General features: G+C 59.0%; 26 protein-coding genes. 7 read left to right on the top strand and 19 right to left on the bottom strand.

The window, feature by feature from the left end:
- Nucleotides 1-15: 15 nt before the first annotated feature.
- The 6 genes from IEX44_RS15095 to IEX44_RS15070 form a co-directional block, all read right to left on the bottom strand.
- Entirely contained in the window at nucleotides 16-1,596 is a 1,581-nt protein-coding gene (locus tag IEX44_RS15095; protein ID WP_188695642.1) for a thioredoxin family protein, read from the bottom strand.
- Between the two features lie 193 nt (nucleotides 1,597-1,789).
- Nucleotides 1,790-2,314 (bottom strand): poly-beta-1,6-N-acetyl-D-glucosamine biosynthesis protein PgaD, encoded by a 525-nt coding sequence (gene pgaD, locus IEX44_RS15090; protein ID WP_188695639.1) that lies wholly within the window; start codon nucleotides 2,312-2,314, stop codon nucleotides 1,790-1,792.
- Nucleotides 2,311-3,624 carry a poly-beta-1,6-N-acetyl-D-glucosamine synthase gene (gene pgaC / locus IEX44_RS15085; RefSeq protein WP_229679200.1) on the bottom strand — a complete coding sequence of 438 codons (1,314 nt, stop codon included), beginning with the start codon at nucleotides 3,622-3,624 and terminating at the stop codon, nucleotides 2,311-2,313. The genes pgaD and pgaC overlap by 4 nt, the downstream gene beginning before the upstream one ends.
- Nucleotides 3,621-5,612, bottom strand: coding sequence for a poly-beta-1,6-N-acetyl-D-glucosamine N-deacetylase PgaB (pgaB, locus tag IEX44_RS15080; RefSeq protein ID WP_188695636.1), 1,992 nt, complete (start codon nucleotides 5,610-5,612; stop codon nucleotides 3,621-3,623). Before pgaB ends, pgaC begins: the two co-directional genes overlap by 4 nt.
- A 2-nt stretch (nucleotides 5,613-5,614) precedes the next feature.
- Nucleotides 5,615-8,095 (bottom strand): poly-beta-1,6 N-acetyl-D-glucosamine export porin PgaA, encoded by a 2,481-nt coding sequence (pgaA, locus tag IEX44_RS15075; RefSeq protein WP_188695633.1) that lies wholly within the window; start codon nucleotides 8,093-8,095, stop codon nucleotides 5,615-5,617.
- A gap of 251 nt (nucleotides 8,096-8,346) precedes the next feature.
- Nucleotides 8,347-8,667 (bottom strand): hypothetical protein, encoded by a 321-nt coding sequence (locus IEX44_RS15070; RefSeq protein ID WP_188695630.1) that lies wholly within the window; start codon nucleotides 8,665-8,667, stop codon nucleotides 8,347-8,349.
- 10 nt (nucleotides 8,668-8,677) lie between these two features.
- On the opposite strand from IEX44_RS15070, the gene IEX44_RS21340 reads away from it, so the two are divergent.
- A complete protein-coding gene (locus IEX44_RS21340; RefSeq protein WP_373287796.1) occupies nucleotides 8,678-8,806 on the top strand; it encodes a hypothetical protein in 129 nt (42 codons plus the stop codon).
- Here IEX44_RS21340 and IEX44_RS15060 read toward each other — a convergent pair.
- The 6 genes from IEX44_RS15060 to IEX44_RS15035 all read right to left on the bottom strand — a co-directional run bounded on the left by IEX44_RS15060 (nucleotide 8,785) and on the right by IEX44_RS15035 (nucleotide 13,803).
- Nucleotides 8,785-9,495, bottom strand: a complete 711-nt coding sequence (locus tag IEX44_RS15060; RefSeq protein WP_188696031.1) for a GGDEF domain-containing protein — start codon at nucleotides 9,493-9,495, stop codon at nucleotides 8,785-8,787. The two genes, IEX44_RS21340 and IEX44_RS15060, sit on opposite strands and share 22 nt — an antisense overlap.
- Before the next feature lie 11 nt (nucleotides 9,496-9,506).
- Nucleotides 9,507-9,896, bottom strand: a complete 390-nt coding sequence (locus IEX44_RS15055) for a DUF1987 domain-containing protein (protein ID WP_188695626.1) — start codon at nucleotides 9,894-9,896, stop codon at nucleotides 9,507-9,509.
- 45 nt (nucleotides 9,897-9,941) lie between these two features.
- Nucleotides 9,942-10,538, bottom strand: coding sequence for a SiaB family protein kinase (locus tag IEX44_RS15050; RefSeq protein ID WP_229679198.1), 597 nt, complete (start codon nucleotides 10,536-10,538; stop codon nucleotides 9,942-9,944).
- A complete protein-coding gene (locus IEX44_RS15045; RefSeq protein ID WP_188695622.1) occupies nucleotides 10,535-11,782 on the bottom strand; it encodes a SpoIIE family protein phosphatase in 1,248 nt (415 codons plus the stop codon). Before IEX44_RS15045 ends, IEX44_RS15050 begins: the two co-directional genes overlap by 4 nt.
- Nucleotides 11,783-12,002: 220 nt before the next feature.
- Nucleotides 12,003-12,782 (bottom strand): alpha/beta fold hydrolase, encoded by a 780-nt coding sequence (locus tag IEX44_RS15040; RefSeq protein ID WP_188695619.1) that lies wholly within the window; start codon nucleotides 12,780-12,782, stop codon nucleotides 12,003-12,005.
- Nucleotides 12,772-13,803, bottom strand: a complete 1,032-nt coding sequence (locus tag IEX44_RS15035) for a M14 family zinc carboxypeptidase (protein ID WP_229679190.1) — start codon at nucleotides 13,801-13,803, stop codon at nucleotides 12,772-12,774. The genes IEX44_RS15040 and IEX44_RS15035 overlap by 11 nt, the downstream gene beginning before the upstream one ends.
- Before the next feature lie 140 nt (nucleotides 13,804-13,943).
- Between IEX44_RS15035 and IEX44_RS15030 the strand changes: the two genes are divergently transcribed.
- The 4 genes from IEX44_RS15030 (at nucleotide 13,944) to IEX44_RS15015 (ending at nucleotide 16,466) form a co-directional block, all read left to right on the top strand.
- Complete coding sequence (locus IEX44_RS15030; protein WP_188695613.1) at nucleotides 13,944-14,420, top strand: hypothetical protein; 477 nt, start codon at nucleotides 13,944-13,946, stop codon at nucleotides 14,418-14,420.
- Between the two features lie 213 nt (nucleotides 14,421-14,633).
- Nucleotides 14,634-14,981 carry a FlxA-like family protein gene (locus IEX44_RS15025; protein ID WP_188695611.1) on the top strand — a complete coding sequence of 116 codons (348 nt, stop codon included), beginning with the start codon at nucleotides 14,634-14,636 and terminating at the stop codon, nucleotides 14,979-14,981.
- A 222-nt stretch (nucleotides 14,982-15,203) separates the two neighbouring features.
- Nucleotides 15,204-16,109, top strand: a complete 906-nt coding sequence (gene bla / locus IEX44_RS15020; RefSeq protein WP_188695609.1) for a class A beta-lactamase — start codon at nucleotides 15,204-15,206, stop codon at nucleotides 16,107-16,109.
- A gap of 180 nt (nucleotides 16,110-16,289) precedes the next feature.
- Nucleotides 16,290-16,466, top strand: coding sequence for a hypothetical protein (locus IEX44_RS15015; protein ID WP_188695605.1), 177 nt, complete (start codon nucleotides 16,290-16,292; stop codon nucleotides 16,464-16,466).
- Between the two features lie 22 nt (nucleotides 16,467-16,488).
- Here the strand turns inward: IEX44_RS15015 and IEX44_RS15010 are convergent, their stop codons facing one another.
- Nucleotides 16,489-17,088, bottom strand: coding sequence for a TetR/AcrR family transcriptional regulator (locus IEX44_RS15010; protein WP_188695602.1), 600 nt, complete (start codon nucleotides 17,086-17,088; stop codon nucleotides 16,489-16,491).
- Between the two features lie 128 nt (nucleotides 17,089-17,216).
- On the opposite strand from IEX44_RS15010, the gene IEX44_RS15005 reads away from it, so the two are divergent.
- Complete coding sequence (locus IEX44_RS15005; protein ID WP_188695598.1) at nucleotides 17,217-18,500, top strand: MFS transporter; 1,284 nt, start codon at nucleotides 17,217-17,219, stop codon at nucleotides 18,498-18,500.
- Between the two features lie 65 nt (nucleotides 18,501-18,565).
- On the opposite strand, the gene IEX44_RS15000 is transcribed toward IEX44_RS15005, so the two are convergent.
- Nucleotides 18,566-19,327, bottom strand: a complete 762-nt coding sequence (locus IEX44_RS15000; protein WP_188695595.1) for a 3-oxoacyl-ACP reductase — start codon at nucleotides 19,325-19,327, stop codon at nucleotides 18,566-18,568.
- 141 nt (nucleotides 19,328-19,468) lie between these two features.
- Between IEX44_RS15000 and IEX44_RS21335 the strand changes: the two genes are divergently transcribed.
- Complete coding sequence (locus IEX44_RS21335; RefSeq protein ID WP_188695592.1) at nucleotides 19,469-19,669, top strand: cysteine-rich CWC family protein; 201 nt, start codon at nucleotides 19,469-19,471, stop codon at nucleotides 19,667-19,669.
- A gap of 3 nt (nucleotides 19,670-19,672) precedes the next feature.
- On the opposite strand, the gene IEX44_RS14990 is transcribed toward IEX44_RS21335, so the two are convergent.
- The 5 genes from IEX44_RS14990 to IEX44_RS14970 all read right to left on the bottom strand — a co-directional run bounded on the left by IEX44_RS14990 (nucleotide 19,673) and on the right by IEX44_RS14970 (nucleotide 26,265).
- A complete protein-coding gene (locus IEX44_RS14990; RefSeq protein WP_188695589.1) occupies nucleotides 19,673-20,554 on the bottom strand; it encodes a phytanoyl-CoA dioxygenase family protein in 882 nt (293 codons plus the stop codon).
- Between the two features lie 57 nt (nucleotides 20,555-20,611).
- Nucleotides 20,612-21,931 (bottom strand): methyltransferase domain-containing protein, encoded by a 1,320-nt coding sequence (locus IEX44_RS14985; protein ID WP_188695585.1) that lies wholly within the window; start codon nucleotides 21,929-21,931, stop codon nucleotides 20,612-20,614.
- A 161-nt stretch (nucleotides 21,932-22,092) separates the two neighbouring features.
- Entirely contained in the window at nucleotides 22,093-22,896 is an 804-nt protein-coding gene (gene dkgB / locus IEX44_RS14980) for a 2,5-didehydrogluconate reductase DkgB (protein ID WP_188695583.1), read from the bottom strand.
- A gap of 195 nt (nucleotides 22,897-23,091) precedes the next feature.
- Complete coding sequence (locus tag IEX44_RS14975) at nucleotides 23,092-24,720, bottom strand: methyl-accepting chemotaxis protein (RefSeq protein WP_188695580.1); 1,629 nt, start codon at nucleotides 24,718-24,720, stop codon at nucleotides 23,092-23,094.
- A 201-nt stretch (nucleotides 24,721-24,921) separates the two neighbouring features.
- Nucleotides 24,922-26,265, bottom strand: a complete 1,344-nt coding sequence (locus IEX44_RS14970; RefSeq protein WP_188695577.1) for a S41 family peptidase — start codon at nucleotides 26,263-26,265, stop codon at nucleotides 24,922-24,924.
- Between the last annotated feature and the right edge of the window lie 70 nt (nucleotides 26,266-26,335).

Below are 26,335 nucleotides of genomic sequence, written 5' to 3'. Positions count from 1 at the left end.
TGCGCGCTCACCGGATCAGACAGCCGGGCTGGCCGATGCGGCCTTGACCAGGTCGTGGCAAGTGGTTTTTTGGGGATCATCGGATGGCAGCTTGTCGCAGATGGTCACCATGCGCGTCATCATGGGTTTGAACGCCGCATCATGTGCGGCGCTGGCATTCCACTTTGCCAGATGGGTCGTCCAGCGCTGCAGCGCAGCGCGGTTACTCCCATAAAAAGCACTGGACGTATGCGCGAGTTCATCCAGCACTTTGCCGGTCACCAGGCTGAGTCGGGCTTCATCCTGGGGAGCCAGTTCCATCATGCCGTCCAGGTAACTCACGCCCCAGCGCAATCTGGTGGCCGGGCCCTCAGACGCATTCCAGGCTTGTTCGTACCAACCTAGCGCAGCGGCTTTATCGCCGCGTGTACGGGCGTTGAACGCCAGACCAGACATGAAGTAATACGGCGCAGGAGAGCGCTTGAGTTCCGCGCGCAGCAAGATATCCGATTCATCAATCAACCCGGCATGGGTCAGCGCATCACCCGCAGCGCTGATCACAGATTGGCGCTCGTAGCCGTTGGTGGTGACTTTGTCGGCTGCAACCACCTGGTTACGCAGGGTTTCCAGCAAGGCGGGCGGCAGCGGCTTGCTGGCGGGCTGATCCAGCCGCGCCAGCGCAACACGGCCATCCAGCGCGGTGAGGCGGTCTGTCGTCGAAATACTCTGATCTGCACTCAACATGATCAGCGCGTTGTCCCACGCTTTGCCAAGACGCGCCCGCGCCGGCGTGCCTGGTTGAGTGAGATAACGCGTGACCTCTGTCGGGTAGGCCACGATCAAATCAAAGTTGCTGCGTGTGATTGCGGGGACGCTCAGCACCGTACGCATCGCGTCAACCGCGCGGATTTTCTCGACCTTGCCAACCGGTTTGTCCGTGGCCGCAGCCACGATTGCCTTGAATTCCAGACGTAGCGCCGGGCCAGTTGCATGATTGGCAGCGGCATGTTGTGACAAGGTTTGCAGCGCGCCGGCCAGATCATCACGCGGCACTTGCAAGGCACCGTCGGTATCCCAGGAGTAATCGGCCAGCATGCGCCATTCATCCAGACTCAGTTTTGCACCGGGCTGCAAGGCGGCAGAGAGGGTCTGTTTGACGGGGTGCGCCGCGTTCAAACCCAGCGACAACACTTGCATGTACCGGGCGGCATCCACCTCACCGGGCAGGCGGGTGATTTCAGTGCCATCCGGCTTGAACAGAATCATGGTGGGGTAACCTCGCACCTTGAATTGTTCACCCCATTTCTGGGCGTTTTCAGTATCGCCATCCAGAAATACCGGCACGAACAACGCCGTGCGCTTGATAAAGGCGTCCTGATTAAAGATGGTCGCTTTGACCTGATTGCAGGGTGGGCACCATACGGCACCCCAGTACAGGAACAGTGGTTTGTTTTCGGCTTTGGCACGGGCGAAGGCGGCAGCGACATCGCCCTGCGCCCAGGCAATGCCGGGTGGCAAATGTGCTGCGGCGGGCGCGGAGGCATCGGCGGTAGCCAGGCTCATGGCGCTGACCAGCATGGCGCCAGCGAATGCCAGCGCAGGGGAAAATCGGTTCATGCAACACCTGTAGATAATCGTCGATCTCTGCGGCGACGGGTCATCACCACACGGTGGGTCACAGGCGTTGCGGGTGGATAACGCTTGCTGCCCCATGGTCACGGTGCCGTCACTTGACGGCCAGACCCATGGTTTATCCACGGTTTTGCGCTCTGACTCAACCAGAACGTCAGCGGTGTTGCAGCCAGTTCACTCAGTGCAGAACAGGTGTCGGCCTGGGGGCAGGATTGGGTGTGGCCTGGGGTTGCAGCGGCGGCTCTGTATCCACCCGGATGATCTGACCATTGTCCGCATGGAAAACCACCAGACGACGGCTCTGATGCCAGCGTTCTACATCCGGTTGTTCCACGTTGTAGAACTGGGCCAGATCAAGATTGGTGACAGTAGGGCGCGGTTTACGCCGGTCATAGCCACGGAACCGCAAGTAGTTGTACATGGCCCAGCCAACAAAAATCCCGCCCAACACCGTCAGCGTGCCGATATAAGACGCCGCAAGATGTTCAAACGCAATAAAACCCTTGAGCTGAATCATGTGATGCCAGGCAAAAAAGCCCTCGCCGATCCAGCCAATACCCGTGAGCAATGGCAGCCACAGGTAACCCCAAAATGCCCAGAACAGCGCGGAAAACGACCCATACGTCAGACGCTGGCGACGGGTCTGCCAGTCGGGCCGTTCGATGATCAAGTGTGATGCCGATGCGGGGGGCAAATCCATCATGATTTGGTACTCACATAATGTTCATGCGCAGCCGGGGTAGGTGTCTGCACCGTTTGCTGAATGCCCCGGTCGGGGCTGACCCATACCGCCCGCGAGTTACGCTTGCGCATGAGTGTTTTGGGCACGGCCCAGATGGTGGTCAGCATGTTCAACAGCCAGTACGCCAACGGGTACCACACCATCCAGTAGTAGGATTTGCCCATGCCTTCGTCGTATTGGGAATCAAGCCTTAGTGCGACGGCGATTTGCAGCAGGCAAGTCACACCAATCACTACGCCATTCCAGCCCGGCAAAATGGTCTGGATATACAGCGGTTGCGGCAGCGGCATAAAGAGCCCAAGGAACCACAGCAGCGTGACGCCGCCCATGATGTAGGCCCAGGCCACACTCAAGAGGAACTCGGCATAGATCGCCCACATGCGGCGTTTGCGCCAGAACAGCAAAGAGGGCAGATATTTGATCAGTACCTGTACACCGCCCATGGCCCAGCGCAGACGTTGCTTCCACAGGCCCTTGAGGGTCTCAGGCATCAGAATCCAGCAGCAGGCTTTGGGTTCGTAACGGATGTCCCAGTGCGCAATCTGCAGTTTCCAGCTGATGTCGATATCCTCGGTCAGCATCTCCGGGCTCCAGTAGCCCACGTCATGCAACGCCGCGCGGCGAAATGCACCCACCACGCCAGAGATGGTGAAGATGCGGCCGTAAGTCCGCTGCGCCCGCTTGATCATGCCGATGATCGACGAGAACTCGCCCACCTGAAGCTTGCCCAGCAAGGTCGAGCGGTTGCGGATACGCGGGTTGCCGGTAATGGCACCCAGCCGCGGGCCAGCCACAAAATGCTGCATGAACCAGGCAGCAGCGTATTCATCCAGCAGCGCATCACCATCAATGCAGATCAGGAACTCGTATTTGGCCATCAAGGCAGCTGTGTTCAGCCCCATAGCCTTGCCCTGGTTGGTGGCCAGGTGGATCACCCGCAGTCGCGGATATTGCTCGGCCAGGTCATCCAGAATGGCCCCGGTGTCGTCCTTGCTGCCGTCATTCACGGCAATCACTTCAAACAACGGGTAGCGCTGGCACATCAACTGGGCGATGGTCTCGCGCGCGTTTTCGCCTTCGTTGTGCATGGGCACAATCAGCGATACACCCGGGTAGTGATCCAGAATCGGCGGGATCTGCATCCCGGCCGTGCGCCGTTCAAAGCGCCAGTAGTAATGCACAGCCCCGATCATCCACATCCAGGCCATGGTCAGCGGATAAAAGAACGCGAACTGCAGCAGCAAAGTGGAGATTGACGACAAGGTATTCACTTGCCGCTCCGGTACGGGAAGCTGCGCAGCGAGAAGCGCTCGATCAATTCATCGAGCCTTGGCTGGTCACGCACAAAGTCATCAGGGTAGTAACCGTAATTGCGGGCGCCGGCGTCGATCAGCACATCCATCTGCGTTGCCAGTTCATGACCAGTGATGGGCGTACTGGTTTTCCAGTCAGTGGCTTGCAGTTCAAATACGCTCTTGTCCAGCGCGCCCGGAATCTGGCCCACGGTTTGCGCCAGGTTCTTCAGCCATGGCAGCGGCGCTTTGGCGCCTTCCATATACGGCATCGCCATGATGGCCGTGTAGTCATAGTGATTCAGAAAATCCGGCAGCGATTGGGCAAACCAGGCTTGCGATTCAGGCTGCAAGATCACAGGCGCGTAGATATTGCGGGCGGTTTTCAGGTTGGGTTGCCACTGGCGCACACGATCGGCCAGTTGCATGGAGAAATCGGTCAGGTACGCCGTCTTGAGCGTGCTCCAGCGGCTCATCAAGGCCGGATCTTTGCGGATGTCTACCACCGATGCCGGCAAACCCCAGCTTTGATAGACCGTGCGGGCGGCAGAGCTATCGTCTTCGTAATCCGTGAGCGTGGCATCGTCATGGAACAGCACGCCCTGGAAGATCGCATGGGTCGCCAGATCTTCGTAAATTTCGCCAATCAGCGCGCGCACAGCCGGATCGAACGGGCTCAGCCGATGGTACGCGTGGGCACCTTTGGGATTACTGGCGGTCACCAGATGACTGGCCAGCGGGTCCGATTCTGGCAATACATAAGCCATCAGCGGCATCCAGGCGTAGACCTTCACCCCCGCACGGGTTTCCAGTTGCCAGGCTGCGCGGCTGAACAGGTCAGCGCGCATGGGCAAGTGACGGTTGGGGAAGTACAGCGCCGTCGCGGCACCCGCGCCTGAAGGATCGGCATACGCTTGCAGGAACACGGTGGTGGCACCACTGGCCTTCACCCGATCCAGCAGCTTGCCCAGGTTGATTTCCTGCTGTTTTGGGTCCGGATCGTAGACGTAATCCAGATCAACATGCATGACGCGTAGCGGACGCGCGGACGACGCACGCATGGCGGCATCCAGCGCTTTGGTGCTTTCCCCATCGTTATGGGTAATCAGCACACGGCGCAGGCGGTCCAGCCCCACATCCGGGCTATTGGTTCCGTCATCCAGCGTCAGGGTAATCGGCATGCCAGCAGCTTTGGCGGCGTTGATCGTGGCCTGGTTATAACGGCCATACGGCCACACCATCACGCGCGGTGCCTTGCCAATGTGTTTGGCGATCACGTCCGAGTTCTGTTGCAGATCGGCGCGGATGCGCGACTGATATTCATCGTCGCTCTCGTACATCCCGGTGGTCGGGTCGTACACATGCGTGATCAGCGCCGGCAACTGGTTGCCTTGCGGGTTCGCCTGGCTGCCGTGGTGCTCGTTAAAGCTGTGCGAGGCAATTTCGACCAGACCCGAGTCGGACAACTCTTTGATCTGCGCCCAGGTCATGATGTCGTCGCGGCTGTAATTGCGTGATTCCGCCGTGATTTCAGCGCCTTCAGTCGCATCGATCCAGTGCCCGACTACGCCCTGGACAGCGTGATAGCCAAATGCTTTGAGCAACGGGAACACGTTGGTGTAAAAGCTGCGATATCCGTCGTCAAACGTCAGCAGGACGGCTTTGGGCGGCAGCGGTTTCTTGCCAGCGCGCGCATCCAGGATGTCATCCACGCTGATCACGTGGTAACCGTTCTCACGCAGCCATTCGAAATGCTGCGCCAAGCGTCGCGTGCTGATGGCATAGGGATCGGGCAGCACCCAGACATCGTCACGGACTTCGTGGTAGCACAGCACTTCAAAACTGTCGGCCGGCCAGGTCGCCGTATCGGCACGGGCCGGCAATGCAGTAAGCGCAACCAGCAGCACCAGCGCGGTCAGGCGGACGAAGGCTGCAAAGTGACGGAAAGAGGTGTTCACATTGGGCATGTTCAGAATTTCCAGTCCAGTGTGGTGTGTATGGCGTAATCGGTTTCCGGATTGCCGTCATACACAGCGCGGCCAACGCTGGCGCCGACGCGCCAATCGTGCAACGCATCAATCTGGTAATCAAGCTCGTAGTCAGCAGCCGCGATCAGCGCGCCGCCGTAGTTTTGCTGCCAGTTGTCACCCACGCTCAGCGTGAGGGTGTGGCTGACCTGACGCTCGTAACGACGCCATTCCACCCAGCGGTTGATCATGGAGACTGACGCGGCAGTCTGGCTGGATGGGTTGAAATAGCTGGCATTGTCGGCAGACAAGGTGTTGTGCATGCCGCCCACATCAATGCGGCCGTCCATCTGGTAGTACGGTTGGCTAACAAGGCGCCGCTGGCCATACACGCCCCAGCTCACGCGGCTGTTGTCATCAGAGAAGCGGCCATTGCTGGCAGACACACCGGCCTCCGCGGACTCACTCCAGCGGTAACGGAAGGCAGCGCTGTAAAAGTCAGTGTGTACGCCATCGTTGAACGCACGCAGCGGGGTATCGTCGGTGTTGTGGCCATAGCCCGCGTCGATCGTCCAAAAGTCTGTGGGGTGATAGCTGACCAATACGTGACCCCCTGCCAGGCCAGCAGAGCCATTCGAGCCATCAACCTGAACTTCGCCAGACCACACCGGCGCGCGGTATTCCAGACCTGCGCCGGCTTCGCGGCGCAGCAGGTTTTCCACGTCATCCCGGCTTTGTTGCCAACCGGCATGGGCGTAGGCACGCCAGTTCCAGTCGATCGGTGCGCTGTAGAAACGGGTATCAAACGTGATGTCTGTGACATCGCTGTTGCTACTACCGTTGTTAGACAAACCTTCCTTACCACCACCACTACGGCCCACGGTCAGGGTCGAAACACTTTCTTCGCGCAGGTGGTCTTGCCAGTTGCGAGCCATGCGGCGGGTGGCCTCATCATCCGGCATTTGCTGGCGTGCATTGGCCAGATCCGATGCCGCTGCGGCGTAGTCTGGCGCATCCATATGCGCATCAAACAATGGTGGCAGTGCCCAGATGTAATCGGGCGAAGCGGTTTGCAGGCGGCGCAAACGCGTGACCGCCAGGCGTGGCCAACCGCGCAGACGATCAACCTCGGCCTGGGCCGCGCTGATGTCTTCATTACCAGGTGCCCGGTGGTGCAGGTCATCCACCCGGCGCTGGGCCTGCGCCAGTTGCTCAGTCCAGGCACGCACTTGCGCCGCCAGCAATTGAGCAGCCGGGTAGTCCTGATTTTCCACGCGCAGCGCCGGGTAGGCGTTGTTACGCCATTCGGGGGTATCGGCCACCAGTTGATCAGCAGCGGCTATCGCGTCTGTGGGGCGTTCGGCTTCCAGCAGCGCGTACACGTAGGTGACATGCGCATCAAAGTCACCGACTTTGGCCGCAAAAGCCTGTTCCAGCAGCGTAATGGCCATGCCTGGCTGACGCAGCGCCAGCCAGGCCGAAGCTGCGGGGATATTCACCCAGGGCGGAATCGGCGCATGTTGTTGTTGCAGGTTCTGGAACAAATTGACTGCGTCTTGCATGCGGCGACGATTTACCAGCGCTTCGACCAGATCATATTGCTGCGCAAAGATGGCATCCGGGCCTGCGGCTTCCGGGCCTTGTAACGCCACCACATGGGCCTGGCCGTTGGCAATGGCTTTATCGGTGAGACGCCAGCGGGTTGGCGAATCAGCGCGACTATTGTCGGCTTCGGCCTTACCCCAACGAATTTCACGTTGCACGGCCGCCGTTTTGGCTGCGGCCAGATCAGCGGGCTTGAGTGTCAAAGTGGTCGAGAGGGCCAGATGCGGCGCGCTCATCCGCAAACTGGCGACAAAACGTGCCTCGGCAGCGGTGCGATTGCCTGGATCCAGGGTCTGCAAGTGATCGCACCAGTACAAGACCTGAGCGTAGTCACCCATCACGTTGTGAACGTGAATGAACATCTCCGACAACGCGATTTTGTCTCGGGGCGCCAGAACGTCTTCATCCACGGCATTGAGCCGGGTCAGTGCCTTGCCGGGTTGATTGCGCTGCAAATCAAGCTGGGTCAGCGACACCTGGACATCGAACCGGGCGGGATCGCGGCGGCCCAGTACCTCATATAACTTCTGTGCGGTATCGATGTGCTGCAGGTGTTTTTCGGCATCCGCCCACGCGGCCAGGACATAAACCGGCGCAGTGTCCGGGTCCAGCCCTTGCGCGGTGGCAGCGGCCTGGGCGTCATCGCCAGCCCAGGCCGACACCGCCACCAGATCGTTACGGAATCGGGGATCAGCGGGATACGCAGCATGCAAGGCTTGCAGGCTGTTCATCGCCTCTGCCATGTGATTGCTGCGGGCATCTTCAATCGCGGCGTGATAACGCGCCTCATCGTCCGCAGGCACTGCAGCCTGCGCACCAGTTGAGAGCGTCAGCAAAGCCAGAGACAGCTCGATGACAGAGCATCGTGCAGTACGCAAGCTTGTGCCTGGCAAGAGAAGTACAGCAGCCCTGACGCCCATGGGTTTACCCCAATTCCTTTCAAAACTTGTTAGAAATATGGATGCGAAATCGACAAGTTCTCACAAATCGAAGCCGGATAATAATGAAAAAATCCAATAACCTCAATTGATTGAGCGACGTTTATCGGAAACATCGACTTTTCTGTGCACGCGTTCATTTTGTAAGACAACTTCTTTAATGTTGCATACAAAAATGAAGTTTTCATATTTTATGACAACAAAATGCCGACAGGCGACAAGCGGCCAGAAAAAATTAATTTAACGGTATGTAAGAAAAAACCGACGCAGAAGAGGAGACAGCCCTGAAATGAAGCAGGAATGATCAGACAAAGCACTGACAGTGCGGTGAGAGGGGCGCTAAACCATGTCGGGCATTGCAGTCGGTACTTCATCAGGTGGTGTTGAACTTCAGCACCGACCTTGCCGGTTACACCCGGCCAGAGATCGCTTTGGTCGCAGCGACGCTCGGCGACTGCTGAATGCCAGACGTTGTCATCCCACAGTGATGGACCGGAGATTTTGCTGGTCATTGAAGGAGACATGGCCCTGGCGTATGCCGGACAAACCTGCCTGCTCAGTCAGGGTGAGAGCGCGTTTATCCAGCCGGGAACAACTTATCGCTTGTGGGCTACGCGGGACAGCACGGCCTATCGGGCGCGGACTACCTGATCACGGCCATTGCGTTTGGCAATGTAGAGTGCTTCGTCGGCGCGGCCGTAGGCACTTTCGAAGGGGGTGCCGGTATCGTTCCAGCTGACACCGAAACTGGCAGTAATATTGCGCTCGATCGGTGCCGGGAAAATATGGGCAGCCACGGCAGCACGCATGTTCTCGGCAATGGTCAGAGCATCGTCCAGCGAGGTACGCGGCAGCATCACGGTGAATTCTTCACCACCAACCCGACCGATCTCGCCCGCTTCTGGCACGACCGACTGCAACTGCCCCACCACGGTTTGCAACACCATGTCTCCGGCCGGGTGGCCGTAGGTATCGTTAATGCGTTTGAAGTGATCCAGATCCAGCACGATCAAAGACATGTCACACCGCGAGAGCATGTCGTTGGAGAGTTCAATCACCGCGCCACGGTTCAGTACGCCGGTCAGCGTATCGTGACGGGCGCGGTATTCCAGACTGCGGGCAAGCGCTTGCAGACGCTGATTGAGCACGGTCATCTCGCGCTCCTGGCGATCGCTCCGACGGATCAGCCGCCCCGTCTCACGCAGCAGCCGTTCGTAATGCCCGATCAACTCACCCAGCGCCAGCCGGTAAATACCTGCAGGCGCATGGGTGTCTTCGAAGACCAGAGTCGCTTCGGCCAGTGCAGCATGCTCCAGGTCAAACAGATCAGGATCAGTCACGGTATTCAAGTTCAGGCGCCAGAGAGAGCGTGATCGTGGAAGTCCAGAGCGCCAAAGTCGTCATGCAGCTCCTGACCGAACTCCAGGATGGTGTCGTCTTCTTCGTCGTGGTACCAGTTCAGCGTGACCTGATTGCCCATCATGGCCGCCTGATTGAAAGCATCAAACAGGTTGAACAGCACTTTGGTGCTGGAGCTGTTGAAATACGCCAGCGCCACATTAACCACAATGTGCTGACCCTGACAGCTGGCCAGCCAGCTGCGGACCTGGGTAATCACTTCGCTATAAAAAGCAGCGGCGTTTTCCGGATAAGACTCGCCTTTCAGGCTCAGCACATTCTGGCTAAAGCGGAAGTCAACCTCTGGCGAGGTCGGCGTGGCGGCAATGTAGAGATCATCCATGTTTTTGTAATCCTGTAGTGCGGTCGACCGTTGTGGCAGTTGCGGTCAGATAATGGCCTTGATGTAGAACATGCTGCGGTCCGGTTCACCGGGCATGGGTACAAATTCGAATTCCAGAGGTTCGCTCGCGTCCCGCGCCATGGTCAGAAAGCCGACGCCGGCGCCTTTGCTATCCACGGGAGATTCTGAACGCAGCGCTTCCTTGTAGGCTTGCTTGATTTCTTCCAGCGTCATCGTGCGCAGCGGCTCAACCGTCTGGCGCAGTGTGGCTTCCAGGCCCCGTTTGATCGGATTGGCGCACAGCAAGTAGTACTGGTCATTCTCAATGCCAATGCACACCGAGCCATGACGCACTTCGTGGTTATCCAGATCAGGCGGCGTGAGCGAGTCATCCGAGTAATGGATGATGTTCTGCGCCATTTCGACAAACGATGAAAACAGTTTGCGGCGTGTCGGACCAGCCAGACCGGACACTTCCAGACGCAGCTTGAGCGCGTCAGCCATGGCACCCACGATGTGCTGCGAGAAATAACCCACGTAGTAAAAGATCACATGGCGTTGCCGCGCTGCTTCGCAGAAGTCGCGGTATTGCTGGTAAATCATGGTGTGCTCCGACAACGGTGCCAGCTCAGGCTGGTTCATGGTTTGGTGCCCGTCATGCGGACACAAAGACAGGTCAGGTCATCCCGACGGGTTTCTGCGGCTTGCCAGTTGGCAAACTCGGCAAGAATGGCATCAGTGATGTAACTGGCAGGCTCATTACGATGCGCCAGCAAGAGATCACGCACGCGACGCTTGCCAAAGGCAATGTTCTTCTTGCCACCAATCTGGTCGATCAGCCCGTCGGTGGTCACAAACATCAACGTGCCAGCAGGCATTGGCAGACTGCGGTTATGCCAGACGTAGTTTTCCGCGCTATCCACGTAGCCCACCCCGACGCGATCACCCTCAATCATCTCGATCTGCGGTGCATCCGGGTACAGCACGTACAGGGCTGTGCGTGCGCCGGCAAAGGTGAGTGTTTGCGTGGCGTTGTCAAACCACATGAACGCGGCATCCATGCCATCGTTCGAGTCGGTCTGCGCGGCACGCTCGGGCGTCTGGCCCAGCATGTGTTTGATACCGCGGCTGACCTGGGCCAGTACGGCGGCCGGATCACGCGGGTTGTTACGCTCGATCGCCTGCGAGAGCATCGAGGTTGAAATCAGTGTCATGAACGCGCCCGGCACGCCATGGCCCGTGCAATCGGCGACGGCAGCAAACCAGCCATCGGCAAAACGGGCGAAGTGATAGAAGTCGCCCCCTACCACGTCGCGCGGTTCCCAGATCAGACTGGCATCGGCCAGGGTATCGGCAAGCATGACGCGTGACACTTGCAGCGTGGCACGCTGGATCACGCTGGCGTAATCAATGCTGTGCATGATCTGTCGATTACGCTCTGCCTGCATGTCGGCCACGACCCGCATCAACTGCAGACCATGGCCCACGCCGGCAAACTGACCTTCTCGCGTCAGGATAAAACCGTCAGCGAGGGATTTCTCTCCGTACTCCACCGCACGAAAGGTCAGGTTTTCAATGCCCAGCGAGTCTTCAACAATCAGCGGCTCCTTGTCCATGAAGGCAATACAGCTTTTCTTGCCGTACAACTCACGGTGGAACGGCTTGGACATCTGCGTCATGAAGATATTGCGGTTAATCAGGCCAATGGGGCGACCGTTTTCCAGCACTGGCAAGCTGATAAGTTCACGTTCTTCATTGAACACATCCAGCGCGGACTGATTGGTGTCTTCTGACGTAATGGCCGTCATGCTGGCGCACAAATCCGCAGCCGAAGGCTGGCGGAAACGCGGCAAAGAACCACGCGAAGCGTTGAATTGTGCTTGCATCAGGTAACCCCTGGCGGGACGGGAATCACCCATTTTTATCAGGAGATTATTAAATACTGATTACGATATGGTTTCTGTAACCGGTTTCCTTACAAATACAACACTGCAGTGCAACAAGGAAAAGTACTGGCTGGAAAAGCAACTTTCGCCTGGTGCAGGCAAAAACGGTACCGTCGGCATCCTGCAATTATTTGACGATTATGTTGCGCATCAAGAAAGCTCAGGCTTGTGGCATCGTGGCCTGCCACTGCGCCACGATATGCGCCAGCCAGTACGGATCATCCAGCGGCAGGTCATGGCCAGCGTGGCCGTTGATCTGCAATGGCCAGCCCGCCGCGCGGGCCAGCTGTACTGAACAGAAAGGGTCGACTAATCGGTCCTGCGCGCTGGTCACCACTAATGTGGGGCAGCCTGGCCACAGCGCGGGCGGCTGGAAGCGCGCTGCAGCCAGCAATTGCCGCAGCAGGTTGGTGGCAGAGACCGGCGCCTCCCGCTGCCAGGCCAGCCAGTGTGGCAACGCCGCTTCACGGCGCCCGGGCAGATTGCTGGTCAGTGCCAGAATGGCCCGCTCACGCAATGCCAGCGATGGCCACACCAACCGCAACAATGCGGGATAACGCTGCCAGCGCAGCCGGCGCCAGAACGGTGCGATCCCGGCCATGCTGGTATTCACCAGCACCAGTCGTTCTATTTCTTCCGGTTGATGGCTGGCCCAGTCCAGCGCCACCATGCCCCCCAGTGATAGCGCCAGCACATTCACCGGGCCTTGTGCCAACTGGGTGGCCAGTTGCTCGCGCAGGTGTTCCCTCTGAGCCTTGATCGACAAACCGCTACGTTCTTGCCACCAGCGGCCATTCCCGGGCAGGTCGGGCGCGTGAACCTGCACCCCGCCCAAGGCGCTGGCCAGTACCCAGGGGAAATCACCCCAGTGCCGGGCTTCCCGCCCCAGGCCGCGCAATAGCACCCATGGGCGCGCCTCCGGTTCGGGGCTAGAGACCATTGCGGTACCACAGATTCATGGCGTCACGTCGATGCTTGAGATCACGCTGCTCACCGGCCAGCCAGCGATCGCCACTACAGGCCACCCGGGTCAGGAACTCCATGAATGCAAGATGCGTACGCATGACCCGCTGTTGACGATGCGGCGCCAAAGGGTTGAATGCCCCGAGACGTGACAGCAATTGGCGCGGGTTTTTGCGTACCCATGTCCATGAGCCCATTTCCAGCGTCAAGGGCAAAAAGAGTTGATCGGGTTGTCTCTGACGCGCGCGCAAATACAGGTGATCCCATAGATCACCATGGGTCAGGTATTGATGACTTTGCGGTTCAAACACATAGCGGTGATGGGGGTAGGCCTGATCAAACAACATTTTGAGCGTGTAGATTTCTCCTACGCTATCTATCGGCAATCGACTACCCGCCAGCGGAAACCAAATACGGTCACGCATGCCAAACCCTGAGTGGCAATCAAGGATGATCGCCTGGTGCCGTCCAGCGATCTCCTCCTCAACCACCTGGCATAGCGCCTGGGCTTCCGTCTGCATGTCATGACCGGCCTCGCCGCGATACCACGGCAGCCAGTTACCAATGCGATGCCCGCCCAGCAAGAAGGGAACGTGTTCTGTGGCATCCAGCGGCGCATTGCGCATCAGGTCGATCCCGTCTGGATTAGCGCGGCGTCGCTGCAGCATTCCGCCGGGGTTGACCAGCGGCATGAACACCAGCCGGATATGTTGCAGCTGTTGTTCAAGCATGCGGTCCCAGCGCAAGCGATTCAGGATGTTGTGCAGAAACGTCAGCACCACCTGGGTACCTACCCGTTCAAGGCCGTGCACGCCGCCGAAGAACCCCACGAGCGGCGCGCCGGGGTCGTCAGAGCCCAGCCCGAGCACGAAGAGCGGCAGGCAGTACGGGGCCACGTGGACTTGCGCCACGGTGCGTACATCCAGCCGGCCCTGACCCGCCTTGATCAGGCGTTCCAGCTGGGCCAGCTCTGGCAGGAGGTCGTAGAGTTTATTCACGGCAGCATGAGAAGGACTGGGCACAGCATAGTTCGCCACCCGGTCATCGGCCATGACGGTTTTATGACAAAGCCATGACGTGATCGCCCAGCCGCCCAGCCGCAACCCGTTTCCATGTCATCGACAGAGGAGAACCCGCTATGGTTAGCGCCATCAACCCCGTCACCACCACATTGCCTGCCGCCACGGTAAGCACCGTCAATGAAACCTCCACCGTCAGCTTGCAAGCTCAATTGGCCGCACTGGAACAACAACTGGCCACCGCGCAGGAAAACGCCAATACCCTGGCCGGCGCGCAACAGGTGCAGTTACTGGAATCCCGGATCGCCAGCGTGCAGGCCCAGATTAATACGGTCCAGGCCGATAACGCCGCTGCGGCGGCGGCCCAGGAAACCCAGGCCGCGCAAGCCAACCCGGCCGCTAATCCGGCCAATAACAACGAAACGATCACGCAGACCACGACCAATACCGTCGCGACACAAGCGGCGGGGGTCACCCAGGCCACCACCCAGACCACACAAACCACCACAAACCAGCCCGCCAACAACACCAATCCAACCGAACTACCACTGGCACAAACGGGCGCACTGGGTACTGAGGTCAACACAGTGATCTGATACGCCGGACTAACTGCCCGGACATTGAAAAACCCGGCCTGAACGTACCGCTTTGTATCTCAATACCGCAGAGGGGCCCATTTTTGTATCTGACGTGTATCTCTTGCTGACAAGCGCCGTTAGCCGCGCCAGGCTAACGGCAGGAAGTACCGGCTGGACCTGTGTCCTTGCCGCATGTTGTTTTCATCAACCCGCCTTCGAGAGGGACTGAACATGGTGACAGCAGTCAGCGCCGTATCGAGCACTTTGCCGTACAGCAGCATTAGTGCGACCAGTTCAACCAGCACCACCTCAGCCAGCGCGCTGCAGGCAGAACTGGCTTCACTGGAGCAACAACTGGCCACTGCGCAGCAAAGTGGCAATACCGCACAAAGCGCGCAACAAGTGCAAACGCTGGAGCAGGAAATCCAGGCGGTTCAGCAAGAGATTGATTCGCTGAACAGCAGCCAGACGTCAAGTTCCACCCAGACATCCACTGCAACGAACTCCGCCAGCACGAGTGGCACATTGCCACTGGCGACCAGCGGCAATGTGGGTACGCAGGTCAATGCACTGATTTGATCGCCCATCCAGCGCAGCGATCAGCTTGATGTTTTGCCCGGCTTGCCCGCGTGGCGGCCGGGCCCCACCAGCACGCCCTTCGTCAATGGCGTGCCAGACCGTTGTGTCTATACTGCTCTCGCCCGTCCTGGGCCCGCCGCTGTAGTGCGGCTGATATTCATACCCCAGATTTGACTTCACCCGGCCCCGTGCCAGGTGTCATGCTTACGGAACACCCCCACCATGCCTTTGACCCGAGGTTTTTCCCGTCGCCAGTTGCTGACCGGCGCCGCAGCCTTGTTTGCCCTTACGCGCCTGCCAGTCAACGCCGCTGGCAAACCTGACACCAGCGATGGATTCACTCCCCGTTTTGCTGCCATCGAAAACCATCTGGGCGGTCGAATTGGTGTATTTGCGCTGGATACTGGCAGTGGCAAAACCATTGCGCACCGGGCAGACGAACGCTTTCCCATGTGCAGCACCTTCAAACTGCTATTGAGTGCCTGCGTACTAAGCCGGGTCGATGCAGGCGCTGAGTCGCTCAACCGCCCGGTGCACTACACCCATGCCGACTTGTTGAGCTATGCGCCGATCACCAGGGCGCATGTCGAGGCCGGCCAGATGACCATTGCCGAACTCTGTGCCGCCGCCTTGCAATACAGCGACAACACGGCAGCCAACCTGTTGCTGGCCGATATCGGCGGCCCGGCCAGACTCACCGCATGGCTTCGCAGCCACGGCGATACGATCACCCGACTGGATCGCGACGAACCGACGCTCAATACCGCCTTGCCTGGCGACGAGCGCGATACCACCACGCCGCAGGTGATGGTGCAAACCACTCAGCGCATTTTGTTGAGCGACAAAATCCTCAGCACCGCCGCCCGCAATCAACTGGATATCTGGCTGGCCGGCAACACCACCGGCAATGCCAAACTGCGCGCGGGTTTACCCGCCGACTGGAAAGTGGGCGACAAGACCGGTTCTGGCGACAACGGCGCGTCTAACGACGTCGCAATCATCCGGCCACCGCAACGCGCGCCGATTCTGGTGAGTTCGTACTACGTGGGCTCAACGGCGGAAGCAGATGCCATCAATGGGGCGCACGCAGAGGTAGGGCGCATTGTGAAAACAGCGTTTGGTGGATGATCAAGGTCTTGGCGGAATCGCTAAAGTAGCGTCCGTTCAACGCCAAATCTGGCTGTTATCAGTGACTTAACGTATCATTCGCCCTGGATATCGCGGTCCGGCTTGCCGGGCCGTTGTTTTTTTAGTTGGCCGATTGCAGCGCATGTCCTGCGATGCGCCACCAACGACGCAGGAATCAACATGCCTATCAATCACTTCGACCTGCAGCGTCTGGCTGCGGTTCGCATCAAAGAAAACATCAAGAAAAAGGGTTCTCCGGACCGCTTTGGCAAGGATTCGTCCGGCCAGAAAGACAAAGATGCCAAACCCTCTCTGTTGAACAGTTTGCTCAAAAAGCACGCCGACGAACAGAAGTAAGCAGTCCCCCACAAGCGGCCGTTCAGGCCGCTTTGTTTATGGCGGCGTCCATCAGCGTGCGCGCTACCTGCGGCAAGACCGGCAACAACGGATTCCCCGGCGCGTACGTCTGGCTGCCGGCGTAGGTGCCTTCGATCAACAACGCCAGCGCTGCGCCCAATGCGGCAGCATCTTGCGCCCCTGCCTCAGCCGACAGTTGCGTCAATCGCGCCAGTAATCCCGCCTTGTTTTGCGCCACCATTTGCCGGGCAAAGTGCTCGCGCTCCGGGTATTCCACCGCAATGTTCACAAACGGGCAGCCCCGGTAACCCGCGGCTTGCGTGCGGCGCGACAGATCATCAAACAGCTGCTCCAGTTGCTTGCGCGGCTGACCCGGGTGCTGTTCCAGGCTGCCATTGATATAGCGCCAGAAGGTCTCATCCCGTCTGTCCAGATACTGCCGCAGCAAGTCGTCTTTGGATTCAAACTGCCGATACAGGCTCATCTTGTTGACGCCCGCCTTCTTGACAATGGCGTCCACACCGCTGGTGCGCGATCCCTCGAAATAAAACAGTTCTTCCGCCGCATCCAGTATCTGGTTGCGCGCGGCGGCGCCGTCGGTCACTTTGCGGGCAGTCGTCATGATGATCTTCCGGTGTTCCGTTATTTGCTGTTGACAATGTTACCGCTCGGTAACTAATATCACAACCAACATGTTACCGATCGGTAACAAGCACATCAAACAGACCAGATCAACGCCGGAGATTCCCCATGCAAACCCTGTTGGCCGCCTGGTCAAAAAGCCGGTTCCACTACGGCTGGATTACCCTGGCCGTGGTTTTTTTCATCATGCTGATTACCGCTGGCACCCGTGCCACGCCCAGTGTGATGATGGTGCCGCTGGAACACGATTTTGGCTGGAGCCGTGCAACGGTGTCCGCCGCGCTTTCCATCAACCTAGCATTGTTTGGTCTGATGGGCCCGTTTGCTGCCGCCGCCATGCAACGCTTTGGCGTGCGCCGCACGGTGATGAGTGCGCTGAGCATTCTGGCCGTTGGCGTCGGGCTCTCCAGCCTGATGAGTCAGACCTGGCACATGATTCTGATCTGGGGCTTGCTGGTGGGCGCAGCCACCGGCGCAACATCCATGACGCTGGGCGCCACGGTGGTTAACCGCTGGTTCAAGGAACGGCGCGGTTTTGCCATGGGCGTGCTGACCGCCAGTTCCGCCACAGGCCAGTTGTTGTTTTTGCCCCTGATGGCCGCCATTGTTGAACGCTACGGCTGGCGCCCGATTGTATTGCTGGTCGCCGGTGCCGCGGTCATTGCCATTCCGCTGGTGGCGTTTTTGCTGCCTGAACGCCCTGCCACCGTGGGTTTGCGTCCGTTTGGCGAATCGCCCGATGTACCACTGGATCACAGTGTCTCGAACGCCAACCCGATCACCATTGCCTTTGCCGCGCTCAAAAAGGCCAGCGGCTCGCGCGATTTCTGGTTGCTGTTCCTCAGCTTCTTTATCTGCGGCGCCAGTACCAATGGCTATATCGGCACGCATTTCATCGCCATGTGCGGCGATTACGGTTTGTCTGAAGTGAAAGGCGCCAGCATTCTGGCCAGCATGGGCATTCTGGATTTGATCGGCACCACCTTCTCTGGCTGGTTGTCAGATCGCTTCAACAACCGCGTGCTCTTGTTCTGGTACTACGGCTTGCGCGGCCTGGCGTTGATCTTCTTGCCGTGGGCCTTTGGCATTCAGTATTTCGGTCTGCCGATCTTCGCTTTCTTTTATGGACTGGACTGGGTGGCGACCGTGCCGCCAACCGTGCGGCTGACCACCGATGTGTTCGGCTCCAAAGATGCGCCAGTGGTGTTTGGCTGGATTGTCGCCGGTCACCAGTTGGGTGCCGCGTTTGCTGCGCTGGGCGCCGGCTTGCTGCGCAATAGCCTTGGTAGCTACACGGTGGCAACGATGATTTCTGGTGGTTTGTGCGTGGCGGGGGCGATTCTGGTCCTGCGCATTAATCGCCGCGCGCAGATGCAGCCAGCCATGGCCTGAACGGCGATACCTGCAAAAAAAAGCCCGCGTCATGCGGGCTTTTTTTTGTAGCTGCCGATGGGCAATCAGTCCTTCACCAGACCGCCATCCACCACCAGGTTCTGGCCGGTCACCGCGCGGGACCATGGCGAGAGGAAGAACAACACGGCATCAGCAAATTCATCCGGCGTGGTCACCGAACGCAGCGGCGTCAGGCCGGCGATGATGTCGAACACGGCTTCCGGCGTGGCAGCACTGGCATCGGTGGTGCGCAACAAACCGCCAGAGAGCATGTTCACGGTAATGCCATCCGGGCCCAGATCGTTGGCCGCGGTGCGGGTCAGCGACAGCAACGCCGCCTTGGCAGCGGTGTAATCGTGATATGGCACCACCGGGTTCTGGAAGAGGTTGGTGCCCACGTTCACCACGCGGCCAAAATGTTGTTCACGCATACCAGGCAGCGCGGCCTGGATGGTGTTGAGTGCGCCCTTGATCGCACCTTGCAGTTGCTGATCAAACCGCGCCCAGGAGATCTCGCCGATCTTGGGGCGGGCATCGCCATCAAATTTGAAATCCACCAGCGCGTTGTTCACCACACCGGTAATGGGCTTGCCGGTTTTCTCACGCGCAGTCTTGAAGAGTTGTGCCACCTGAGCGGCATCCGTGATATCGGCCTGAATGGCGATCACGCGTTCGCCCAGTTCTGCAGCCAGCGCGTGGGCAGCATCGGCACTTTGGTAGTAGTTAATGACCACGCCAGCGCCTTCGCGCGCCAGGGCACGGGTAATCGACGCACCCAGACCGCGCGCGCCGCCGGTCACCAGTACCCATTGTTCAGACAGTTTCATGGCTCATCCTTGTGTTGTTTGGCCTCTACTTTACGGCAGATATACGCACAGGTGGCAGTTCAGACGCATTGTCCGGTCAGTTTGAAGGCGAAGGGGCCACGTGGCAAAGTGCAGGTCTGACGTTCTCTTCCTGTTGCCATCATGACCAGCCCGAACCCCTCTGCCTCTGATCCAGCCTGTTGCCCCGTCTGTGGTGCGCCTAATTTATGCGCTGTGGTGCGCGGCGAAGACCCGGCGACCTGCTGGTGCATGGTGGTCAAGCCGGATCACGCTGCGCCGGTCAAACCGGCTGGTGCTGACAATCAATCCTGTTTATGCCCGCGCTGCCTCACCGGCGCTTGAAGATTACGGCGCCAGGTGATCCGCCAGCCAGGCCAGACCCGCGTCATCGGGATGATGATGGCGGTAACGGTTGAACTGGGCGGCCACAATCAACAAGCGGTCCGTGAAGGTCGGCATGGCGGTCGGGTTTAGCCAGGGCTCGCTAAATGGCGCGACATCTGAACGCTGGAACTCGGCACCAATGGAAATCCGCGGCGGGACATCCCGCGGGGCGCTGTGCGAGCCCCAATGCAACACCGCCTGGTTCCAGCCCAGCATGCTTCCCGCCGGCGCCGGCAGCGCCCGGATGTCATTGAGCTGGTACTGCATGATCATCTCGTCGGGTGTGTTGTAGGTCGGGTCCCGATCCGCAGGCACCAGGTACATGCAGCCGTTGAGTGGCGTGGCGTCGGATAGCGGCAACCAGATATTCAGGATGCCCGGTCGGCCATCTTCAAACAAAGATGCACGGCCACGATCACGGTGTGGCTTCCAGCCATGCTCGTTTTGCGCCGGGTCGATATGCCAGGCCCACATATTGGGCAGCGTCACGTAGTCATCGCCCAGAATGCGCGCCAGCAAAGCGCCCATCTTCACGTAGACCAGCCAGAATTCGTCATACACAAACGCCAGCACCGGCGGAATCTGCATTTGCCGCAAGGTATGGATCAGCGCGGCCATATCAGCAATGGGCAACTGCCAATCTACCGGATCAGTCTGGAAATACCCCTCGCGGATGGTGCGTTCGGCCAGCGTTGCAATCAGCGCTTCACTGAGTGCGAGGGCGGGTTGAGCATCCCAGAAAGCCTGGTCACACACATGCAGGGTGGGGGCCAGTTGGTGCCAGAAAGTGGGGTCACGCAGGCGTTCGACAGCAAAGCCGCCGTAAAAGGAAGATGAGTTCATTGTGTGGGTCTCACCCGGCCAGCCAGGGCGGGCATGGTTACAAATGGAGTGCGACGTTCAGGGCTGGCGAACCGCCACGACCACCCACCCGGGCAGTGGACGGCCAAACTCCTGGCGCACGACTTGTTGTTTGATCTGTTTGAGCGCAAAGCCACTTTGCGCCAGGGCCTCGCCCAGATACCGGTGGCCGTGGCCGTAGCGGCCGCTAGGTAACAACTGGAATTCGTGCTCCAGCATTGGCCCGTCTGTGTTCTCTGCAGAAAACACCAGGAGCCCGCCCGGGGGCATAGCGCGGTGCATGCCAGCCAGCAGCGGTAACAGATCGCCAAAATAGATCATCAGATCCGCTGCGCAGACCAGATCAAAACGGTCAGGCGTCTGGTTAAGCCAGTCCGTCAGTTCGGCCTGGATCAACTGGTCGTACAGATTGCGGCTACGGGCTTGTTCCAGCATCTTGCCGGACAGATCAACCCCAACCAGCGCGTGCGCATAACCCCGCAAAAATGTTCCGCACCAGCCGGTGCCACAGCCGGCATCCAGCACCTGCCATTGCCGTTGGGGCGCGGCCAGTTGGGCCAGTGTTTCATCCAGCGCCTGGGGAATGGCGTAGCCCAACTGCTGCAGGCGGGCATCGAACGTGGCGGCGTAATCGTCAAACGTGGTGACCACGTAGGCATCAGCACAGCGGCTGGGGACGTTCTCACCAGAACAGGCGGCCAGCAAGTGGGCGGCCGTCGGGTTGCCGGGTTCGCGTGCCAGCCATTGACGGTAAACCTCTGCGGCCTCAGCAATGCGGCCGAGACGATAAAACGCGATACCCCGCATGGCGGGCGGTTGCCCGTCCGCCGGTTTCAACACATAAGCACGGCAAACAAAGCCGGCGCCCTCTTGTTCGCGGCCATGGCGCAATAGCCAGTTGCCGTAGTTGTCCAGTGCGTCGATCTGCTCTGGCGCCAGGGCAACGGCACGTTCAAACGCAGGGCCGGCATCATTGTCATGGCCGATGGCCAGCAACATGGCACCGTAGTTGTTCCAGTAGGTGGCGTTGTGGCCATCGCGTTCAATGGCAGCCAGAAACTGGCCTGCGGCCTCTACTTGCGCGCCCTGCCCGGCCAGTACATTGCCCAGATCATTACGCCAGGCAGCGTTATCGGGTGCCAGGGTACAGGCGTCGATCAGACACTGCAGTGCTTCTGCACCTTGCCCTTGCTGATGTCGCAAAATGCCCATGCCGTGCAAGGCCAACGCGTTCTGACCATGGGCCAGTACCGCCTGATATTGCGCCTCCGCCTCGACGAGCCGGCCTTGCAAATGCAGCGTAATGGCTTGCTGTACGTCTTGTGTTTCGTTGGCAAACCCGGCGTCTTGTTCGTTCATGGCCCCTGCCCTGGAAAACTTGAACACCCGCAAACCAGCGATACACGCGGGGTGGGTGATGGCGGTATCTTCCCATCAAATATGCTGTTTGCGTGTATCTGCCATGTAACAGGCATAAAAAAAGGCCACCCAAAGGTGACCTTTTTCAAACCACAAGCTACTCAATCCCAAGCCGGTGCAAGGCCATCCGGGCTCACCAGCCGCTCATTGCGATCCAGTTCCGCAATCCGGGCCATATCATCCAGGCTGAGTTTGAGCGTGGCCGCCTTGAGATTGCCAGCCAGGTTCTCGCGCTTGGTCGAGGATGGAATCACCGCATAACCCTGGCGAATTGCCCAGGCCAGCGCCACCTGGGCTGGCGTGGCGTTATGGCTGGCAGCAATCTCTGCGATCACCGGGTCTTTGAGCACGGCGCCGTAGGCCAGCGTCATGTATGAGGTGATATGAATGCCCTGATCCTGGGCAAACTGGACCACCTTGTGATTCTGTAGCCATGGGCTGAGTTCGATCTGGTTGGTGGCAATCTCATGCGCGCCCACCGCTGCAATGGCTTGCTGCATCAGGTTAATGTTGAAGTTGGATACCCCGATCAGCTTTGTCAGACCCTGAGCCTTGGCCTCTGCCAGCGCGCCCATGAACTCCGCCACTGAAACCGCATCGCCCGGCGACGGCCAGTGAATCAACACCAGATCAGCATGGTCGGTACGCAGCTTTTTCAAGCTGTCTTGCAAGCTGGGGATCAACTTGCTGCGGGAAAGGTTATCGGTCCAGATTTTAGTGGTGATAAACAACTCATCACGCGGTACACCGCTATCGGCAATCGCCTGGCCTACTTCGGCCTCATTGCCGTAAATCTGCGCGGTATCAATCGCGCGATAACCGACTTCAAGCCCGTTGCGAACGGAATCAATGACCACCTGGTCTTTGAGGCGGAACGTACCCAGACCCAGTGCGGGAATGCTCATGATGTTTCTCCATATGTCTTGTGGATGCTTGATCAGACACGCCTGGCGGCATGCAGTTGCTGCGCAGTATGGAGAAACACCTTTATTGCATAAATGGGGTTCTGGTTGAAGGAATATTGAGTTTTGATCAAGCAATGCGGGGTGAGTGGACGTTCATTCCAACCCCACCCGCGTGCTCATGCACATCGCCCGAAGTCATACCCTGAACTGGCCTACCGAATCCTTCAACCCGCGCATGATCTGATCCAGCCGCTGGCTGGCATCGGCAACGCGGCGTGCGTTGCTGCTGTTTTGCTCTGCCATGTTGGCAATGTCTTCCACGTGGCTGGCAATGGCATGGCTGGCTGAGCTTTGCTCGCGCAGCGCTTCAGAAATCTGGTTGGCAGACGTGACCACACGGCCGGCGTCATCACGAATACTCGCGATCGCGGTGCTGGCCACACCGGCCATTTCCACGCCATGGGCGACCTCCGTCACCACCGAGCCCATGCGCACGGTCGCATCTTGCGAAGCGCTGCGGATCGCGTCGATCTTGCCGCTGATTTCGGCTGTGGCACTGCTGGTGCGTTCGGCCAGTTTGCGCACTTCATCAGCGACCACCGCAAAGCCGCGACCGGCCTCACCCGCGCGAGCGGCTTCGATGGCAGCGTTCAGTGCCAGCAAGTTGGTCTGGTCTGCCACTTCGCGGATCATCTGCATGATGCTGGCGATGCTGTCGGTCTGTTCACCCAGCGCGCCAATGCTGGCAGCAGAGTCCGCCACGATGCCAGAGATATGGTTGATCTTGTTGCTGGTGCCTTCAATGATCCGGCTACCTTCACGCGCTTGTTCGCCTGCCTCGCCGGAAAGCCGGCTCGCCTCGCCCGCGCTATCGGCCACGACAGAAATACTGGTGGTCATTTCTTCAATCGCAGCGGCCATGGAGCGCGTCGCATCGGACTGGCTATCTGAGCCGCTGGCCACTTTGTTGGCGGCGTTGGCCACTTCCTGCGTCAGCTGCCCGGCCTCGCCGGCATTGTCATGAATCTGCCGGATCAAATCCCGCAGTGAATTGGCCATACGCTGAATGCCGGCCAGCAAGCTGCCTTCATCGCGCGATTCTGTACGCACCGCGACCGAGAGATCGCCCGCCGCAATGCGCCGTACCACTTCACTGGCATAAGCAGGTTCACCACCCAGCTGTTTAAGGACCGAGCGCACCAGCACGCTGGCAACCACGCCCAGCAGAACCAGCACGATGACGATGTAAACCAGCTGTTTGGCAGTTTCTTCCCAGAACGCAGTGGTAATGTCGTCAACATAAACACCGGTGCCCACCACCAGTTGCCAATCGTCAAACGCCTGGGCGTAGCTGATCTTGGGTTTGGGGTCTGTACTGCCCGGGCGCGGGAAGGAATAACTGACGAAACCGCCACCCTTGCGCGCCGCCTTGACCATTTCGGGCACGAACAACACGCCGTCGGCATCCGCGACGTTGCTCATGTCCTTGTTCAACAGCTTGGGGTTGGAGATAAACCGCTCGACGTTGTTGTAATCAAAGACAAAGAAATAGTCTTTACCGTCGTTATAGGTGGCCGACTGGATCGCCATGCCAGCGGCGTGGATCGCTTGTTCCCTTGTCAGTTTCCCGGCGGTTTCCTGGTCATGGTAGTACTTCATGATGCTGATTGCCGACTGCACCATGTGTTGCACCTGACTTTGTCGGGCGCTCACGAGGCTTGAGCGCAATGACAGCAGCCCCAACCCCGATATCAGTACCAGACCCATCAACATGCAACCCAGCAAAACCCGCATGCGCGCGCGTATACCCATGTTATTGAACATGGTTTGTCCCCCCAGCTTTTTGTGGTTGAGACCGGCACATGTCATTGCTGCAACGCACAAGCCGATCTATCGATAGTTCTGGTCGATATATCGGCATTATGACGTTGTTCTTTGAGGGTGCCCGGATCAATCCGGCAAACGGAGCAAAAAGGTGTTGCGCGAGTTGTCAGCCACCAGTCGCCCGGCCGCAAGATGCCGGGTTTACCGGGTATTCCCGGCGGTAGGTGGGGTTAGAGCTGGCTGGGTTTTCAACCAGTCCAGGGCAGATTGCAGCGCAGGATCGGCGCCTTCTTCCAACGCCGTGCGGGTCACCGTAACGACGACATCCGGCACCACGCCCCGCCCTTCAATCCGGTCCCCGTTGGGCAGGCGAATATCAATCTCACTAAACGCCAGTGCGCCGCCGCCAGGGAGCGGGTCATAGTCAAAAAAGCCCAACAGGCACCCGCAAGTGGTCTCGCCGAATACTTTGGCCCGCCCCAATGATTGCGCCGCGCCAGCGACCAGTTCTGCCGCGCTGGCGGAGTGACGATCAACCAGCAGGGCCAAAGGTAGCGTCAGTGGGTGAGCATCCCCCTGCAGCACCGGGTGGGTATCCAGCAAAGAGAACCCAAACAGCCGCACAGGCTGCTGATCACGCGTGATCACCTGCGCGCCTTTGATCTCGCCTTTGACAAAACGGGAGAGCAGATCCATGGCCATCAATCCATCACCGCCACCATTGCCACGCAGGTCGATCACCATACCCCTGGCTTTGTCGGCATGGTCCAGCACCTTCATCAACTCAGGTTTGATCTGCCGGTCAAACGCGGAAAACCGCACATAAACCAGATTGCCATTCAGCGTATGCGCATAAACCCACGGCGGCGCGGCGGCCTCTTCATCGGTCAGTTCCACGCTAAAGCGCGTGCCGTCCGGACGGGCCAGCTCTAGCGTACGTACTTTGCCGGCGGGCAGGCTGTTCAGTGCGCGTAATACGTAGGCATCCCGCGACCAGGATGTCGAGCCGCCGCGCACTTGCGCGCGCTGTTGCTGCCACCAGGTGTGCGCGTCCTGGCCGTCAATGCCGATGAGTTCCTGCCCGGTGCGCACGCCCAGCAAGGCGGCCTGAGACACCCCGCTGATACCATGCATGATCAGATGACCATCAATTTCATCCACCCCCAAACCCAGGCTGGCAGATTTGTCATGCTTGATCTGCGCGTAACGGGCCGGGCTTTCCACGCGGGTATGGGCATCATTCAGTTCGCCCGTCATGTGATCAAGCTCAGCCCAGAAACCGGCATCGTCTGGCGCGTTGAGGACCAGAGGTCGATATCGCTGACCGACCGCAGCCCAATCCACCCCGTTGAATCCAGGATCGACATAGCTGTCATTGATGGTTTGCCAGACCTGATCAAACGCCGCTTCGCGATGGTGTGCATCCAGCGTGCTGCTGACCGTCAGGCGGTCAATTTGCCGGGTGAGAATCCGGTGCGGGTCTACGGCCGCGCAGGCGCTCAGCAACAACGGGACAAGCAACAACACTAGGCGGGGCAACGGCACGGGTCGGCTTCCAGGTCACAAACCGGCTCATATTAGGGGGCATTGTGAGCCCTGCCCAGCAAGGCTTTGT

Origin of the sequence: Silvimonas amylolytica, assembly GCF_014645555.1 — a bacterium.
Classification (GTDB): domain Bacteria; phylum Pseudomonadota; class Gammaproteobacteria; order Burkholderiales; family Chitinibacteraceae; genus Silvimonas; species Silvimonas amylolytica.
This window is presented reverse-complemented; position numbering and strand designations above follow the sequence as displayed.

What these genes read in the sequence shown, in the direction of transcription:
- IEX44_RS15095 (WP_188695642.1), bottom strand. Translation starts at nt 1,596, where the DNA reads ATGAACCGATTTTCCCCTGCGCTGGCATTCGCTGGCGCCATGCTGGTC.
- pgaD (WP_188695639.1), bottom strand. Translation starts at nt 2,314, where the DNA reads ATGATGGATTTGCCCCCCGCATCGGCATCACACTTGATCATCGAACGG.
- pgaB (WP_188695636.1), bottom strand. Translation starts at nt 5,612, where the DNA reads ATGCCCAATGTGAACACCTCTTTCCGTCACTTTGCAGCCTTCGTCCGC.
- IEX44_RS15070 (WP_188695630.1), bottom strand. Translation starts at nt 8,667, where the DNA reads ATGACCAGCAAAATCTCCGGTCCATCACTGTGGGATGACAACGTCTGG.
- IEX44_RS21340 (WP_373287796.1), top strand. Translation starts at nt 8,678, where the DNA reads ATGGCCCTGGCGTATGCCGGACAAACCTGCCTGCTCAGTCAGGGTGAG.
- IEX44_RS15055 (WP_188695626.1), bottom strand. Translation starts at nt 9,896, where the DNA reads ATGGATGATCTCTACATTGCCGCCACGCCGACCTCGCCAGAGGTTGAC.
- IEX44_RS15050 (WP_229679198.1), bottom strand. Translation starts at nt 10,538, where the DNA reads ATGAACCAGCCTGAGCTGGCACCGTTGTCGGAGCACACCATGATTTAC.
- IEX44_RS15045 (WP_188695622.1), bottom strand. Translation starts at nt 11,782, where the DNA reads ATGCAAGCACAATTCAACGCTTCGCGTGGTTCTTTGCCGCGTTTCCGC.
- IEX44_RS15040 (WP_188695619.1), bottom strand. Translation starts at nt 12,782, where the DNA reads ATGGTCTCTAGCCCCGAACCGGAGGCGCGCCCATGGGTGCTATTGCGC.
- IEX44_RS15030 (WP_188695613.1), top strand. Translation starts at nt 13,944, where the DNA reads ATGGTTAGCGCCATCAACCCCGTCACCACCACATTGCCTGCCGCCACG.
- IEX44_RS15025 (WP_188695611.1), top strand. Translation starts at nt 14,634, where the DNA reads ATGGTGACAGCAGTCAGCGCCGTATCGAGCACTTTGCCGTACAGCAGC.
- bla (WP_188695609.1), top strand. Translation starts at nt 15,204, where the DNA reads ATGCCTTTGACCCGAGGTTTTTCCCGTCGCCAGTTGCTGACCGGCGCC.
- IEX44_RS15015 (WP_188695605.1), top strand. Translation starts at nt 16,290, where the DNA reads ATGCCTATCAATCACTTCGACCTGCAGCGTCTGGCTGCGGTTCGCATC.
- IEX44_RS15010 (WP_188695602.1), bottom strand. Translation starts at nt 17,088, where the DNA reads ATGACGACTGCCCGCAAAGTGACCGACGGCGCCGCCGCGCGCAACCAG.
- IEX44_RS15005 (WP_188695598.1), top strand. Translation starts at nt 17,217, where the DNA reads ATGCAAACCCTGTTGGCCGCCTGGTCAAAAAGCCGGTTCCACTACGGC.
- IEX44_RS15000 (WP_188695595.1), bottom strand. Translation starts at nt 19,327, where the DNA reads ATGAAACTGTCTGAACAATGGGTACTGGTGACCGGCGGCGCGCGCGGT.
- IEX44_RS21335 (WP_188695592.1), top strand. Translation starts at nt 19,469, where the DNA reads ATGACCAGCCCGAACCCCTCTGCCTCTGATCCAGCCTGTTGCCCCGTC.
- IEX44_RS14990 (WP_188695589.1), bottom strand. Translation starts at nt 20,554, where the DNA reads ATGAACTCATCTTCCTTTTACGGCGGCTTTGCTGTCGAACGCCTGCGT.
- IEX44_RS14985 (WP_188695585.1), bottom strand. Translation starts at nt 21,931, where the DNA reads ATGAACGAACAAGACGCCGGGTTTGCCAACGAAACACAAGACGTACAG.
- dkgB (WP_188695583.1), bottom strand. Translation starts at nt 22,896, where the DNA reads ATGAGCATTCCCGCACTGGGTCTGGGTACGTTCCGCCTCAAAGACCAG.
- IEX44_RS14975 (WP_188695580.1), bottom strand. Translation starts at nt 24,720, where the DNA reads ATGTTCAATAACATGGGTATACGCGCGCGCATGCGGGTTTTGCTGGGT.